General features: G+C 51.9%; 1 protein-coding gene. It reads left to right on the plus strand.

Annotation, left to right across the window (positions count from 1 at the left end; genetic code table 11):
* Positions 1-3: 3 nt before the first annotated feature.
* A complete protein-coding gene (locus GSF01_RS06900) occupies positions 4-17,955 on the plus strand; it encodes a non-ribosomal peptide synthetase (protein WP_159882307.1) in 17,952 nt (5,983 codons plus the stop codon).
* Positions 17,956-17,974: the final 19 nt, after the last annotated feature.

Below are 17,974 nucleotides of genomic sequence, written 5' to 3' on the forward strand. Positions count from 1 at the left end.
CTCATGAGTACTGCGTCCTACCAGGAAACAATAAGCCGGCTAATCAACATCGTGTCGGCCGTTACCAAGCTTAAAGAAGAAGACATCGACATTCATGAAAATTTGGTGGAGACCGGAATCGACTCGATCGTTTTTACCAAAATCAAAGCCGCGCTAATCCGTCATTTTACCGTTGATATCTCGTTTTCCCAGCTTTATGAGGAGCTTACGGATCTCCATCACATAGCGTTACATATCGTTAATACTTCACGAGATCACTTACAGGTCTCAGATCCGAAGCCTGGGCCTGCTGCGGTGAAAGCATATGCAGAAATCTCTGCTGCAGCAGCCTGCGATCAACCGAAGGGGCTTGTATCCGCACATGAAGATACGGTTCACCAAAGACGAGAGCAAATCAAAATGCTCGCTTTCGAAGCGGCAAATCGATCCGTGTACAACACGTCTAAGCTTCCCTTGTCCCAAGAGCAAGTCAATATCCTGGTGCAAGGGGAGATGTCGGGTAGCGGCGCCGCATTTAACGAAGCGCTCGCATTCCGAATCACTGGTAATGTTCGGCCAGACTTACTGCAGGAAAGCATTCAACGGATTGTCGGACGGCATGAAGCACTGAGAAGTACGATTGATGCGAAGCATAGAACGCAAACGGTTCACCAGACGATCGCAGCTCAGGTTGAAACTTTGACGGCACGCGATCAAGCGCATTGCAACAACCTGCTACATGAAGTGATACGCAAGGAATTCGATTTATCCGGACCCCTTTTCCGCGCAGCTTTCATTCGGGAAAAGGATGCTGTCTCCGTTTTCGTATTCGTGATTCATCATTTGATCGCGGACGGTTGGTCTATCGGGGTTCTATTCAACGAACTCATTGAAATCTATAACAGTTTGTGCCACGGTACGAATCCCTTACTTGAGACGCCAGTGCCATTCAGACATTATCCGATCATTAGGCAGGAATGGATGGGGGCTTATCAACGTGACGGATCGCAGCCATTGGAGGAAAATGGAAGGCTGTCTTCAATCTCTCCTTACATGGATGTAGCAACCGATTTCCATGTACGGACGAAGCAGTATACAGGCGGAAGACTCGAATTTTCGGAACCCGGACAGACGCTCCAAGCATTAAGAAGAGTATCGGCCCAAGACCGCACAAGCTTATTCAACACGATGACATCGGTGTTCCTTGCATTCCTGCACAAGATTACCGGGAACCGGGACATTTCATTTGGCGTCCCATTCGCAGGCCAAAATCTGATAGGCGCCGAAGCTTTGGTAGGCAATTGTGTCGAAATGATAGGAATTCGTACGAGTGTGGAAGCATCTGATAACCTAAAGCTGCTTTCTGACAAAGTGCAAGAAACGGTGAGGCTCATCGAAGAGGTCGGATACTTTCACCAGAAGCATGCGGAGCAAAGCTACAACGTTGTGTTTAACCTTATTCGAGGGCTTTCCAACGAGACTTTCCATCAAACCGAAATGGAATACGTTCCGCTTCCCATAGCCGGGAGCAAGTATGATCTGTTCGTAAGCCTATTCGAGTTCCGCAACGAGCTTATCATAAGGTTTGATTATAATAAAGGGTTGCTGTCGGAAGATACGGTTTCGAGATGGGCAGCCTACTTCAAACAATTGGTGAAAGCAAGGATTTCCAATAGCGTGGAACCCGTTACCGAATTGGCAATGGTTCCCTCGGAAGAGATCGAGCGGATCCTTGAGCATTATACCGATATGAAACATGATGATATATGCACACAATTAAAATTGAATCCTGCTGATTACGGGATACTACCAGGCAGCGATGCTAAAGCTTTCGTGCTCGACCGGGAGATGCGGCATGCGGGAATTGGCATTGCAGGCGAAATCTACGTTGGACCGACGGAACTCGAATTCTATCATACGAATTTGCGTGGAAGATGGCTGGAGAATGGCGAGCTGCAAGTGCTGGGGGAAGAGGAGCAAGAGCTTTGGATCAAAGGTCGGCGGGTCAGCCTACATGTGATCGAGGAAAGCTTGAGAAGCATTTCGCTTATTGCACAGGCGTCATGCCAGTATGTCGAAGCACAATCCGAGCTGCTGGCGTATGTCGTTTCCGAACAGCAGCTGACAGATGCAGGCGAAATCGTGTCTGCGTTACGGGGCACATTGCCCTCCTATATGATACCGGTGCAGTTCATTCAAGTGGACGATATCGAATCCAGAGCGAATCCGCGAACGATCGGATATGATTCGCAGCTCACGCAAACCGAACAGCAAGTACTCCGTCATTGGAAAGAGATTTTAAATGTAAGTACAGCGGGCATCGAGGACGACTTTTTCCATCTGGGCGGAAATTCAATCAAGGCGATGAGGCTGGCCGCCGTCATTCAGCAAGAGTTCAAAATCAACATTCAGATCAAAAGCTTGTTCGAACAACCGACGGTCAAGCATCTTTCCGCATTGCTCGATTCCGCTACTCCGGTCGAGAGGGGGATGCCGGGCAGAGCTGATCTTCCGTCGGAGCATCGAGACCATTACCCGGCTTCCTCCGCCCAAAAGCGGCTGTATGCGCTTCATCAGCTCCAGCCGGAAAGCTTGAATTACAATTTGGTCGCTATGATCGAAATTGAGGGCTCCTTGAATGTTCGTGCTCTGGAGAATGCCTTGAATCAAGTGATCGATAAGCAGGAATCGCTTAGGACTTACTTTGCAGAAGCGAATGGAACGGTTTTGCAGAAAATCGCTCCAGACTTCCGGCTGCCACTGCTTATGGAGGAGAAACCGGCAAACAAGGAAGCAAAGCGATATATCCAGGAACAAGCGGCAAACTGGGTCCGGCCATTTGATTTGAACCGTTTTCCGCTACTGCGCGTGAAGCTGCTGAAGCTGGAGGAAACCCGGCATGTCCTGCTGGTAAACACGCATCATATCGTTTTTGACGGAGCCAGCGCGGATATATTCGCTCAAGATCTCTTGTCCGCTTATGAAGGGTCACAGCTGCCTTCGCTGCATGTTTCGTACAAAGATTATGTCTATGAGTGCGAGCAGTACAGATCGGAAGAGGAAACCCGCAAACAGGAGCAATACTGGCTTGGCGTGTTTCAGGATGAACTTCCGGTTCTTCAGCTTCGGACCGATTTCCGCAGGCCGTCGATCCAGACGTTCAACGGAAGCCACCTTTCATTTTCATTCTCTGAGGAAATTTCTCGCGAAGTGAATCGTTTATGCCGGGAGCATCATGTGACACCCTATATGTTCTTCCTGGCCTGCATCACCTTGCTATTGTCCAAATATACGGGCCAAGAGGATATCGTCATCGGCACGGCGACCTGGGGCAGGAAGCATATCGATCATCAAGACATCATCGGAATGTTTGTGAACACGATTCCTATGCGTAATGCTCCGGTTTCGATGAAAACATGGAGTCAGTTTTTGCAGGAAGTTAAGATCAATACATTAAACGCCTTGGAGCATGCCGAATATCCGTTTGAGGATTTGCTCAATTTGCTTCAAGTTCCGAGGGACATCAGTCGCAATCCTTTGTTTGATGTTTTGTTTACGTATCAAAATCGTCAACAAACTCGGGTTCAAGGCTCCACGATCGATCTGCGCTGCCAGGAAATCAAGACGGAAAGCTCGAAGGCCGATCTCTTTTTTGAAGTGTATGAGGAAGAAACGTATCTCTGCAATATCGAGTTCAATACGGATCTGTTTCAATTGGACACGATGGAGCGGATGGCCCTGCACTGGCGGAATCTGGTTGAGCAGCTTGTACAGCATGCAGGCAGCAAGCTGCATGAGCTTGAAATGATCGGCGTGGAAGAAAGGCATGAGCTGCTGTACGGTAGAAACAATACAAGGGTATCGTATCCGGAAAACCGAACGATCCATCAGTTGTTCGAAGAACAAGCAAGACGTACTCCCGATCGCATTGCCGTAGCTTACGAGAACGTCCAGTTGTCCTATCGGCAGCTAGAAGAACGGTCGAATCAATTGGCCTCGTGGTTGAGAAGCCAAGGTGTGCAAGCGGAAACGATCGTAGGGATCATGCTGGAGCGTTCCGTAGAAATGATCGTTGCTATACTCGCTGTGCTGAAGGCGGGAGGCGCCTATTTACCGATCGACATCAAGCTGCCGAAAGACAGGATCGACTATATGCTTCAGGATTCCAAGCTCGGTTTCCTGATTACAACAGGCGAGTTGTCCAGCAGCGCGTCATTTGCGGGGATTACGGTTGACGTGCACGATGAACAGATTTCCGGCTGGTCTATTGCCCCATTGGAAGCTATCAATCAAAGCCGGGATCTGGCTTATATTATTTATACATCAGGAACGACCGGGAACCCCAAAGGCGTGATGGTCGAGCATAATCAGGTCGTTCGGCTTTTGTTTAACGATGATATGCCGTTTGATTTTACCGAGAACGATGTGTGGACGAACTTTCATTCCATTTGCTTTGATTTTTCCGTATGGGAGATGTACGGCGCTTTATTGTATGGAGGCAAGCTGGTCATTGTGCCGGAGTCTGCAACACAAGATTTCGAAAGCTACTTGGCCTTGCTGAAAAAGGAACGGGTAACGGTCCTAAACCAAACGCCGAGCGCCTTCTATAACTTACTGAACCTTGAGGTACAGACAGCTGATGAGCAGCTCCAATTGCGCTACATCATCTTCGGCGGTGAAGCGTTGAAGCCGAGAATGCTTCATCCGTGGAAAGAGAAGTATCCAAACACGCTGTTAATCAACATGTACGGAATTACTGAAACAACCGTTCATGTGACCTATAAGGAAATCGGGTTGCAGGAAATTACAAGCGGAATCAGCAATATCGGCAAAGCAATCCCTACCCTGACCACCTACGTGATGGACGAGCATTTGAAGATCCAACCCGTTGGCGTACCGGGCGAGCTATGTGTCGGCGGCGAGGGTGTTGCCAGAGGTTATTTGCACCGGGATGAGCTGACCCAAATGCGGTTTGTGGACCATCCGTACAAAGAGCGGGAACGGATTTACCGTTCGGGCGACTTAGTCCGAATGCTGCCCAGCGGCGAAATGGAGTATTTGGGGCGGATCGATCATCAAGTGAAAATCAGAGGCTTCCGCATTGAACTTGGCGAGATTGAAAACCGTTTGCTTAGCCACCCTCACATTGAAGATGCCGTTGTGCTGGCCAAGGAAGATAAACACCAGCAAACGTACTTATGTGCGTATTTGGTAAGCCATGCAGAAGTTGATCTGCCTGGGATCAAGGCACATCTCAAGCAAGCTTTGCCCGATTACATGATTCCTTCGTACTTTGTTCAGCTGGATGTTCTTCCACTGACAAGCAACGGAAAGATAAACCGGAACGTTCTTCCGGAGCCGGACGTCCGGATGCTGGTCACAACAGCATATGAGGCTCCGCACAACGCGCTTCAGCAAAAGCTGGCTTCGATCTGGAGCGAATCGTTAGACGTGGAAAACGTCGGAATCAACGACAACTTCTTTGAACTTGGCGGACATTCCTTAAAAGCGACTGCGGTAATTAGTAACATTCATAACGCCTTCAAGGTCAAAATCCCCTTAAAGCAGTTGTTCCAGAAACCGACAATTCGCGAGCTCAGCGCCTTGATCGAATCATCCAGCCAAGCTGATGATGCGCCGATTGAGCCTTGCAAGGAACAGGATGTTTATGAAACATCGTCCATTCAAAAAAGGTTGTATTCCGTGCAGCAGCGTGACCCCTTAAGTACGGCATACAACATGCCTGGCGTGTTTCAATTGCGGGAGGATGCGGACCCGGCTCGTATAGAACGGGCTCTGCAGAAGCTGGTAAGCCGGCACGAGGCGCTGCGTACTTCCTTTGTAACGCAGAATGGCGAGATCATGCAGCACATCGAGTCGTCTGTCGCATGGCAGTTGACGGTTAGGGAGGAACACGAATCCGGTTCGGGTGCGGCTGCGCTGCACTTTATCAGACCGTTTGATCTCAATCAGGCACCGCTTTTCCGGGCGGAGTTTGTAAAGTCTTCACAAGGGGAGCACTACCTGCTGATCGATATGCACCATATCATTTGCGATGGACTATCCCTTCAGATATTTATGGATGAATTGGCTCAGCTCTATAAGGGAACCGAACTGCACGCGCTGCGGATTCAATATAAGGATTATGCTGCGTGGCAGAATCAGCGACTCGGTACGGAAGAAATGAAAGCGATGGAGTCCTATTGGCTGCATGAGTTTCAGGATAACGTGCCGGTATTGCAACTCCCTTACGATTATGCACGTCCTGCCGTCCAGAGCTTTGATGGGAGTACGATCAGCTTCCACATTGAGGAACCGGCGACCCAGCAGCTTCGCCAGCTCGCCAAGGATCAGGACTGCACGCTGCATCTAGTTCTCCTATCCGCCTTCTACATCCTGTTGGCTAAATACAGCGGCCAGGAAGATATTGTAATTGGCGTTCCTGCTGCAGGACGGACAAGAGCTGAGCTGCAACCGGTCATGGGGATGTTTATCAATACGCTAGCCTTGAGGAACCGTCCTCATGGAGACAAGCACTTTATCGATTTTTTACACGAAGTTAAGGATAACTCGCTGCAGGCCTATGAGCATGAGAGCTATCCGTTTGATCTACTATTGGAAAAGCTGAATCTGACGAGAGATCGAAGCCGCAACCCGCTATTTGATGTCATGTTTGACATGTATAGCGTTCATACGCCGGAGCAGGCGAATTCAGGGTCAAGCGGACTTATACTGAAGCCGTGTAAAATGAACAGTCCCATCGCCAAGTTCGATCTTAATTTACATGTGCTGGAAACGGGGAGCGGACTGGAAGTAAGCCTTGAATTTTGCACCAAGCTGTTTCAAGAGCAAACGGCTGAAAGAATGGCAGAGCATTATTCCGAGATTCTGCGGCATATTGGCCGCAACAGCAGCCCGCGTATTTCACAGATCGAGATGATCGGTCTTGCTGAGAAGAAGACGATACTTCAACAGTTCAGCGGGTTTGAACCGGATCGTTCGAGCAAGCGAATGATCCACGAACGATTCGAGGAGCAAGCGAGCCGCACGCCGGATCAGATCGCTGTCATCTCGGGAGAGAATCGGCTCACGTACCAGGAGCTGAATGTGAAAGCGAACCGGCTGGCACACCGGCTGCAATCGCAGGGTGTCGGCCCAAACACGCTGGTCGGCGTCTGCCTGGAGCGCAGCGTCGAGCTCGCTGCCGCATTGCTATCCGTGCTGAAGGCCGGCGGCGCTTATGTGCCGCTTGACCCGGCGCTTCCGCAAGAACGGCTCGGGTACATGACGGAGCGTGCCGGCTTGAAGACGATCGTGACTACGACTGATTGGGCGGCAAAGTTGCCTCAGACAGAAGACTTGCGGATCGTTTGTCTGGATGATGCTGAGATCGGGTTAGACAAGGAGCCGGAACACAACCCCTGCAGTGAGGCGACAGATGAGCATCTGATGTACGTGATCTATACGTCAGGCTCAACAGGGAAACCGAAAGGAGCGTCCGTTTTCCGGTCCGGCTTTGCAAACCTGCTGCACTGGTATACCGGCGAGTTCGGAATGTCGGAATCGGACCGTTTGCTGTTAATTTCGTCGCCGAGCTTCGACCTTACGCAAAAAAGCTTGTTTGCTCCGCTTGTAACGGGTGGACAATTGGTGCTGCTTTCCTCGGGTCCTTACGTGGCGAGCGAGGTCGTCTCTCTGGTAAAGCGACACAACATTACACTAATCAATGGAACTCCTATCGCCTTTTATCCGCTTCTGGACGAAACGGCGGTAGAGGATTACCGAAGCTTAGGCTCGCTTCGGTACGTTTTTCTTGGCGGAGAGCCGATTGCCGCCGATAAGCTTGTCCCTTGGGCAGCATCTGCCCTCTGCCGGGCCGAAGTAGTCAATACGTACGGGCCTACGGAATGCACAGACGTAACGGTTTATAGCCGTCTGACCGACTTGCCGGCCTTGGCTGGAAAGCCGGTGCCGATTGGCCGTCCGGTACCTGGAACACGAACTTACCTGGTGAATCCGGAGCTCGGACTTGTTCCTATCGGTTTACCTGGCGAGCTGTGCATTGCCGGAGTACAGGTCGGGGGCGGATATATCGGCGATCCGGAGCTTACCGCTGAGAAATTCGTGGTCAACCCTTACGGAGAAGACCGGGCTAGCGTGCTATACCGCACCGGAGACCTGGCGAGATATATGCCGGACGGCACGATTGAATACTTGGGCCGAATCGATCACCAGGTTAAGCTGCGCGGCTACCGGATCGAGCCGGCTGAAATCGAAGCGGCACTGCGAGAAGTAGAGAACGTTAGGGACGCGTATGTGATGGTGTCAGGCGATCAACCGGAGCATGAACTGCTTATCGCCTATGTGGTTGCTGATATACAGGATGCGGCAAAGGAGCTTCACCTGGGAAAATGGCGGGCACAGTGGCGCAATGAGCTGCGTCAGAAGCTTCCTGTATACATGGTTCCTTCGGCTTTCGTTATCCTGGAACAATTCCCGCTGTCACCGAACGGCAAAATCGACCGCAAATCGCTCCCGGCTCCGGACATTCATGCGATGACGGAGAGCGAGTACGAAGCACCGCGCAATGAAGCCGAAGAAAGATTGGTTGAGGTTTGCAGCGATGTTCTTCGGGCAAAGTCGGTAGGGATCAGCGCGAATTTCTTCGATCTGGGTGGAGATTCGATCAAGGCGATTCGTATTGTGTCCAAGCTTCAAAAGTACGGTTATAAATTGGATGTAAAGCAAATTTTCGAGGACGGGACCTTGGGCGCTTTGGCGGCCAAAATGAAGAAAAATGAGCTTTCTGTCAATCAAGAAACGGTCGTTGGCCAGGCAGAGCTTATTCCCATTCAGAGGATGTTCTTTGATAGAGACTTGACTGACCGCCATCACTGGAACCAGGCTGTCATGCTTTTCAGTCAAAATCAGTTTCAGGAGCTTGCGATTCGGCAAGTTTTCCGGCAGCTTGTCATCCATCATGACGCTCTTCGAATGGTGTATCGTCGCGATGACGAACGGATTGTCCAATATAATCGGGGAATCGGAGAGGATTCATCACTCTTTGCTTTACGGATGTATGATTACCGCGGTCAAGATGACTATGAATTACAAATCCAAACCGTCTGCAATAAACTGCAAAGCAGCATCAACCTGGAAGAAGGCCCTTTGGTTCAGCTCGGGCTGTTCCGCACGGATGAAGGGGATCACCTGCTGATAGCCATTCATCATCTGGTCATCGACGGCGTATCTTGGCGTATTTTGCTGGAGGACTTTACGGTAGGATACCGGCAGGTCATGAATGGCGAAGCCATTACGTTCCAAGAGAAGACGAACTCCTTCCAGGAATGGGGCTCCTATTTGCAAGAGCAGCTTGATGCCCCTTCCTGGCAAGAAGAACTGGCATATTGGAGTCAGGTTGAGAAAGCTGACATCCTTCCATTGCCGTTTGATTCGATAGGTTCCGAGGAAGACAATAAGCTCAAATACGCCCATGACATTCAGGTGCAGTTTAGCAAGGAAGAAAGCGAAGATTTGCTGAAGCATGTGAATGGGGCATATAACACGGATATTAATGATCTTTTGTTGACGGCCTTGGGCTTATGCGTTCGTGATTGGACTTCGGAAGAACAAATTCTTATCAATCTAGAAGGGCACGGAAGAGAAATTCAGGGAAGAGTAGGGCCGGTCAGCCGCCTGAATGTAAGCCGGACCATCGGCTGGTTTACGGCACAATATCCCTTGGTTCTTACCATGAAGGAGCAGGAGTTATCCGAGTCGATCATGCAGGTCAAAGAAACGCTGCGGCGCGTACCGAACAAAGGAGTCGGCTTCGGCATTCTCCGATACATGGACGGCAGCCGGGCATGGAAGCTGGCTGAACCGCAAATCAGCTTTAATTACTTGGGTCAGTTTGACGGCGAGCTGAATAATGATTTGTTCGAGTTGTCCCGCTTATCGCCTGGAAACAGCATGAGCCTGGAAGGTGAACGAGTTCACGAAATCGATATTAACGGGATGATGGCTGGCCAGCAGTTGAGCTTCACGTTCTCATACAATACGAGAAGGTACAACGAGAGCACTATGCTTCAACTGGGGAGCGGCTTTAAGAATCGGTTGCTGGAGATTATCTATCATTGCAAACGGCAGGCATCGCCTCAATACACGCCATCCGATTTTTCGGATCCTTCCTTGACTTGGGACGAGCTTCGCATGCTGCAAAAGAAATATGAGGTAGACAACCGCCTGAAAATAGCCGATGTTTATCCGCTGTCTCCGATGCAGGAAGGCATGCTATTCCTTTCGCTGTTAGACCGTCGATCTGCCGCCTATTTTGAACAAACGAGCTACATGATTCATGGGCAGCTTGACCTGGAGCTGGTGGGAAAAAGCTTCAGCAAGTTGGTGGAGCGTTACGATTTGCTACGATCCGTGTTCGTTCACCTTCGACTCGAGCGGCCAAGACAGCTCGTGCTCGCTGAGCGCCAAACGAATGTTTATTTCGAAGATTTATCACATTTGAACGAGGAAGCCCGGCAAGAGCGCATCCGGCAATTTGAGCTGGAAGACCGGACCAACGTATTTTCGTTAAGCGAAGATCTCCTATTTAGGCTGTCCGTGCTTAGGCTTGCCTCTCAGCAGTATAAAGTCATTTGGAGTTCGCATCATGTGCTGATTGACGGATGGAGCACCTGGATCTTACTGAAGGAATTTTTCGATTTGTATGCCAAGCTCAAACATGGAGAGCCTTTGCCTGTTCTCAAGCCCAAGCGGCACGTCGAATACATCCGCTGGCTGAAGCGGCAGGATCATGCGAAAGCAAAGGCATACTGGGAGTCCTGCCTAGAAGCGTACGAGTCCACGGCCAAGCTTCCCGAATCAGGGAAATCAGGCGGAAGCGAGTATGTATGGGGCCGGTTGGACTTCCAGATCGGCAGCGTCCAAACGGAACTTCTACAGCAAATCGCCCAACGCACTCAAACGACAATGAACACAATCATCCAAGCCGTCTGGGGCGTACTGCTTCAAAAACTGAACTATTCGTCTGATGTTGTTTTCGGCTGCGTTGTTTCCGGCCGGAACGCGGGTCTGGACGGAGTGGACGAAATCGTCGGCCTATTGATCAATACGATTCCGGTGCGCGTCCAAAGCAGCACGGAAAGCCGGTTTGTCGACCTGCTGCAAGCCGTCCAGCAGCAAGCGTTACAATCTGCCGAATTTGATTATTATCCGTTGGCGGAGATTCAAGCCGCCAGCGCATTAAAAGACAAACTGATTCACAACAAGATTACGTTCCAGAACTATTACGTCGATGAGAGCTTCAGAAGCGCGGATTTCCGCGAAAAGCTGGGCTTTAGCGTTCAGGATTTTGATGGGCATGAGCAAACGAATTTTGATTTCAATGTGAAGATCATTCCAAGCGAAAAACTGGACGTTTCGTTTACTTATAACGAAGCCGTTTATAGTCTGGAAGATGTAGAAGCTATTCAGCGATATTTTACCCATGTGATCGAGACAGTGGCCGCCCATGCGGAAATTCAGGTTTCAGAGCTCGAGCTGCCGAATGAAAAAGAGAAACAGTTTATTCTTCATAACTTCAATGAAACGAAGGTGAATTATCCGCAGGATTTGACGTTTACGCAATTGTTCGAAGCTCAGGCAGCAACCAAGCCTGATCAGCTTGCGGTTGTGTTCGGCAGCCGGCAGTTGACTTACCGCGAGCTGAACGAGAAGTCCAACCAGCTGGCGCGAACGCTGCGGACGAGGGGGGCAGGGGTTGACACGATTGTCGGCTTAATGGCGGAGCCTTCCCTTGAGCTGATCATTGGCATTTTGGGCATTCTGAAGTCGGGAGCCGCTTATCTGCCTATTGATCCGAACCATCCGGGAGAACGGATCGACTTTATGCTGGCCGATGCAGCCGTTCAGATTCTGGTGACAGCCGGTGTGGATGCGAACCGGCATACCGGCTTTGGCGGGCTTGTCCTTCATTTGAACGATCCGAATTTGCTTTCCGGAGATAGCGGCAATCCGGAGATGGTCCACCATCCATCAAGCTTGGCTTACGTCATTTATACGTCAGGCACGACGGGCCAATCGAAGGGCGTTCAAATTCAGCATTCCAGCTTAGTTAACTACTGCTTCGGCATGATTGAGAAAGCTGAGATTCGGCAGGATGATTCGACGGCTTTGCTGTCTTCCTACGCCTTCGACCTTGGTTATACTGCGATCTATACCGCGCTTGTCAGCGGCATTCCGCTGCATATGCTCACAGAGGAGACCTATAAAGACCCGAACGCACTTGTTTCGTATGCAGCCGAGCACTGCACCTATGTGAAGATGACGCCTTCGCTATTCCATCTTCTTCTGCAGGGAGAAGGCGTAGAGCGGCTGGCGGAAAAGAGCCGTTTGCGTCTGATTATCCTAGGCGGCGAGCCGGTGAGCCTGAAGGATATTGAGCAAATGTACGAGTTTGATCGTCTCGGACGGATTCAGTTAATGAACCACTACGGACCGACGGAAGCCACCATAGGATGTGTGGCGGGTATGATTCCGCGAAAGCCATCTGAACGCATACGTGGAGTGATCGGCAAGCCGCTGCCCAATCAACAGGTGTACATTGTAGACCCTCACGGAAAGCTGCTGCCGGTCGGAGTTGCCGGAGAGCTATGCGTCGCAGGGGCCGGGCTGGCACGGAGCTATTTGAACAGGAACGAGTTAAGTGCCGCGAAGTTCACGGATCATCCTTTTGTACCGGGAGAGCGGATGTACCGGACCGGCGACTTGGCGAAGTGGACTGCAAACGGAGAAATCATATTCCTTGGCCGCATCGACAATCAGGTGAAAATTCGGGGGTACCGGATCGAGCCGGAAGAAATCGAAGCGAAGCTGCAACAGCATCCGCAGGTGAAGGAAGCCGCCGTCTTATGCCGGGAAAGTGCGAAGGGCGAGAAGGTATTGGCCGCTTATGCGGTAGGAAACGGCGATGTGACAGCCCTTGAGCTTCGCAGCTACTTGAAGGAAAATCTTCCTTCTTACATGGTCCCATCAACTGTCACTTTGCTGGAGCGGATGCCGCTGACGAGGAACGGGAAATTAAACCGCAGCGCACTGCCGGAGCCGGATTTAAGCGGAACTGTGGAAGGGGAATACGAAGCGCCCAGAACGGAGACCGAGGCAAAGCTGGCCGAAGTGTGGCGCGAAGTGCTGAGTGTGGAGCGAGTTGGCATTCGGGATAGCTTCTTCGACCTGGGAGGCCACTCTTTGAAAGCGACCGTGCTCATTAGCAAAATCCACAAAGAACTGAACGTCGAAGTTCCGCTTAAAGAGTTGTTTCAAGGCCAGACGATTGAAGCGATGAGTCGATATATCGAGAACAGCGAGCAAAATCTGTATAAATCGATTCCACCATGTGATCCGCAGCCGTTCTATGAGACTTCTTCTGCCCAAAGACGGATGTACCTGATTCAGCAGCTTGAACAAGGGACCGTCTACAATATGCCCGTCATGTTAGAAGTAGGCGGTGAACTGGATGCCCAGCGTATCGAAGAAGCGTTTCAGGCGCTCGTTCGAAGACATGAGGCGCTGAGAACTTCCTTCCACAGTCTAGACGGCCGTATTGTGCAGCGAATACAGCCTGAAATCGAATTTAAGCTTGAACGGCAGCTTAATGTCGAACAAGACTTGGAAGCCGGGTTCCAGGCATTCGTACGGCCCTTCGATATGGAGAAAGCGCCTTTGTTCCGCGCAGCGCTCGTTACAAGCGGAGGCAGAACGTATTTATGGGCGGATATGCACCATATCATCAGTGACGGAGTTTCCATCCGGCTGTTAATGAAGCAATTTTTGGATGTATGCCATGGAAAGCCGTTGGAACCGCTCCGCATTCAATACAAAGACTTTGCGGCGTGGCAGAACAAGCTTTTCCAATTCGATGCCATGAGAAAGCAGGAAGCTTACTGGGTCGGGCAATTCCAGGATGAACTCCCGGTATTAAGCTTGCCTTACGACTTCAAACGGCCTGCTATGCAAAGCTTTGAGGGGAGCGTATTAAACTATTCGTTGGATGAAACATTGACCGAGGGTTTGAGAGAACTTGCCCGGACAACAGGCGCTACCTTGCAAATGGTTCTTTTATCGGCTTTCTACATTTTGTTATCCAAATACAGCGGCCAGGAAGATATTATCATTGGAATCCCGGTAGCCGGAAGGCCTCATGCCGATCTGCAAAATCTGATAGGGATGTTCGTCAATACGCTGCCGTTGCGCAATAAGCCAGCAGGCGAATTACGATTCATTGAATTCTTGGAGCAAGTCAAGGAACATTCGCTGCTTGCCTACGAGAACCAAAACTATCCATTTGAAGAGCTGTTGGAACAGGTTGAGGTGAAGCGTGATCTTGGCAGAAATCCGTTATTTGATGTCATGTTCAGCATGAGCTATGACGATGCCGTGCGTGCAGCTGCAGCCTCGGGAGCTTCCCTGAAGCTGGTTCCGGTTGACGGGGGCATATCCAAATTCGATGTATCCCTGCTTGCCGTGGAGCAAGAGAAAACTATTCAGTACAACATCGAATACTGCACCCGACTGTTTCGCGCGGACACCGTCAATCGGATCGGCCTTGCCTACAAGGAACTGCTGAGTCGCCTTATACGAAATCCCGAGGAGCAGCTATCCGGAATTGATGTCATGACCCAAGCGGAACAGTATCTGTTGCGGCATGTGTTTAACGATACGGAAATGGACTATCCGAGAGAGAAAATGCTGCAGCAATTGTTTGAGGAGCAGGCTGAGGCGGAGCCGAATCGGGTCGCCGTGGTGTTTGACGACACCAGCTTGACCTACCGCGAACTCAACGAGAAGGCGAACCGGCTCGCGCGCGTACTGCAAAGCGAAGGAGTGAGCGCAGAAACGAGAGTCGGGCTCCTGATCGAACGATCGCTGGAGATGATTGTCGGCGTTCTGGCCATTCTCAAAGCAGGCGGCGCGTATGTGCCCATCGATCCGAGCCATCCGAAGGAGCGGATCGCGTACATGCTGGAGGATGCGCAAATCCGCGTGCTGGCGACATCTGATAAGCTCGCTAGCGGGCTTATAGGGAATGCGTCTGAGAAGGCGGACGAAAAAGCTGCCGGAGATTTGCCCGGAAGACTGGTCTTTACTGGCCGTGTGCTGGACATCTCCGATGCGGCGCTGTACGAAGGGCCAGGGGAAAGCGGAAACCTAGACTTCCAGAAGTCGAGCGACCAACTGGCATATATCCTCTACACATCCGGTTCCACCGGCAATCCGAAGGGCGTCATGGTTGAACACCGGCAGGTGAACAATTTCATTCATGCGATTGTTCGCGCAACGGAGCTGGACCGCTGCGATAGCATCCTTTGCCTGACCACCATCTCCTTCGATATTTTTGGGCTGGAGACGCTCGTCCCGCTGACGCATGGCATGAAGGTGGTCCTGACGAGCGAAGAAGAGGGCAACGACGGTGCTGCGCTGGCGGCTTTGCTTGCCAAGCAGCAGGTGCAGACGATGCAAACCACGCCGTCCCGGTTCAAGCTGCTGCTGGAGGAGCCGGCGTTTGCACAAGCGCTCAGCGGTTTGGATACCGTGCTGGTCGGAGGAGAAGAGCTGCCGGCGGCGCTGTGGCAGCAGCTTCGCTCCTACGAACAGCTGAACGTATATAACGTATACGGTCCGACGGAAACGACGATCTGGTCGACCGCCAAGCACATGCGGGGAGAGGAAGTCGGCTTGACGATCGGCGGACCGATCGGGAACACACACATTTTTATGATGGATAGGCATGGCGGGCTGGCTCCGATTGGGGTGCCAGGAGAGCTGTGCATTGCAGGCGAAGGCGTAGCGCGGGGATACTGGGGCCGCGAGGAATTGACGGCGGAGAAATTTGGGAAGCATCCGTTTGTCGAGGGGCAGCGGATGTACCGGACGGGCGACTTGGCACGCTGGCTGCCAAACGGAGAGATTGAATTCCTGGGCAGGATCGACAACCAGGTGAAAATCCGTGGCCACCGGATTGAGCTGGGCGAGATCGAGACCCGGCTGGCGCGGCATGACGCGGTCAAAGAAGCCGTAGTGATCGCAAGAGAAGTCGAGGGGCAGCAGGAGCTGTGCGCGTACGTGGTCGGCCGTGAAGGTGCGGCCATCGACCAGACTGAGCTGAAGCGGCACTTGAAGGAAGGCCTGCCGGCCTACATGATCCCGAGCTGGTTCGTGGAGCTGGACAGTATTCCGCTGACGAATAACGGCAAGGTGAACCGCAAAGCGCTGCCTGCGCCGGACCCGGTTTCGCGGGCAGGCGGCGAGTATGAAGCGCCGCGCAATGAGACTGAAGAAACGCTGGCGCGCATCTGGAGCCAGGTGCTGCATGCCGAAGCGGTCGGCGTGCATGACCATTTCTTCGATCTGGGCGGACATTCGCTGAAGGCAACGGTGATGGCGGGCGAAATCCACAAGCAGCTGCAAGTCAAGATACCGCTGCGGGAGCTGTTCCAGCGCCCGACGATCCGGGAGCTCGGGGAGTACATCGAGCAAAGCCTGACTCGGGACGTAACAGGAAGCGGCTTGACAAGAAACGGCTTTGCGAGAATCGAACGCTGCGAGGAGCAGGCGTGTTACGAAGCGTCGTCAGCGCAAAAACGGATGTATACGGTGCAGCAGCTGGACAAGCAGAGCACGGCCTATAACATGCCCGGCGTATACGAGCTGGAAGGGAAGGTAGACCCGGCCCGCATCGAAGCTGCGCTGCAAGCGCTCGTGCAGCGGCACGAGGTGCTGCGGACGAGCTTTGCAATCCAGGACGGGGAGATTGTGCAGCGAGTCGAAGCGGAGCTGATCTTGAAGCTGTCGCTGCAAGTGGACGAAGGCCTGAGCATCAAGAAAGCGGCCGCGCGGTTTGTGCAGCCGTTCGATCTGGAGCAAGCGCCGCTGCTGCGGGCAGAGCTGACAAGAAGCGAAGGGAAAACGTACCTGCTGATCGACATGCATCATATTATTGCGGACGGCTTTTCGGTGAGCATCCTGATGAAGGAATTCGTCATGCTGTACAACGGGGAGCAGCTGGAGGAGCCGCGTCTGCAGTACAAGGATTTTGCCGCCTGGCACAACAAGCAGCTGCGCTCAGGCGAGCTGGAGAAGGAAGAAGCGTACTGGCTGCGGGAATTTGGGGACGGGGTGCCGGCGCTGACGCTGAGGCATGACTATGAGCGAAAGGCAGTACCGGGCTTCGAGGGCGAGAAAATCCGGTTCGCGCTGGGAGAAGAAGCGACGCGAGGCTTGCGCACGGTGGCGAAGGAACACGAAAGCACGATGACTATGATGCTGCTGTCGGTGTTCACGATCTTACTGTCGAAGTACAGCGGACAGGAGGACATCGTTGTCGGGATGCCGGTCGCGGGAAGGTCGCATGCAGATTTGCAGCCGGTCGTCGGGATGTTTGTGAACACGCTGGCGCTGCGAACCCGTCCGCAGGGCGGGATCACGTACCGCGCCTACCTGGAGCAGGTCAGGAACACGGCGCTGCGCGCGTATGACCACCAGAACTTCCAGCTGGAAGAATTGATCGACAAGCTAAACGTTCGCAGGGAGCCGGGCCGAAATCCTTTGTTCGATGTCATGCTGGATATGTCGGGCCTGGAAGAAGTTCCGGCAATCGCATTAGACGGACTTTTGCTCAAGCACGTCCGAACGGACTCCAATATATCCAAGTTCGACCTTACTTTAAAAGCTTATGAGACTGAGAGCGGCATCGAAATGACCTTCGAATATGCAACCTCGTTATTCAAGAAAGAAACGATTGGTCGCGCAATCGAGCATGTCCGATTAATTAGCGATGAAATCGTAAAGAATCCGGATACGCTGCTAAATCAGATCAGCTTATTTAATCAGACTGAACAAGAGGCCATGGCTGCAATTCAGGGAGAAGTACAACAGCTGAGAAGCTCCTCGTTCAGTTTTTAATCGGCAGACATGTATGAAA

The organism is Paenibacillus puerhi (assembly GCF_009846885.1).
Lineage (GTDB): Bacteria > Bacillota > Bacilli > Paenibacillales > NBRC-103111 > Paenibacillus_G > Paenibacillus_G puerhi.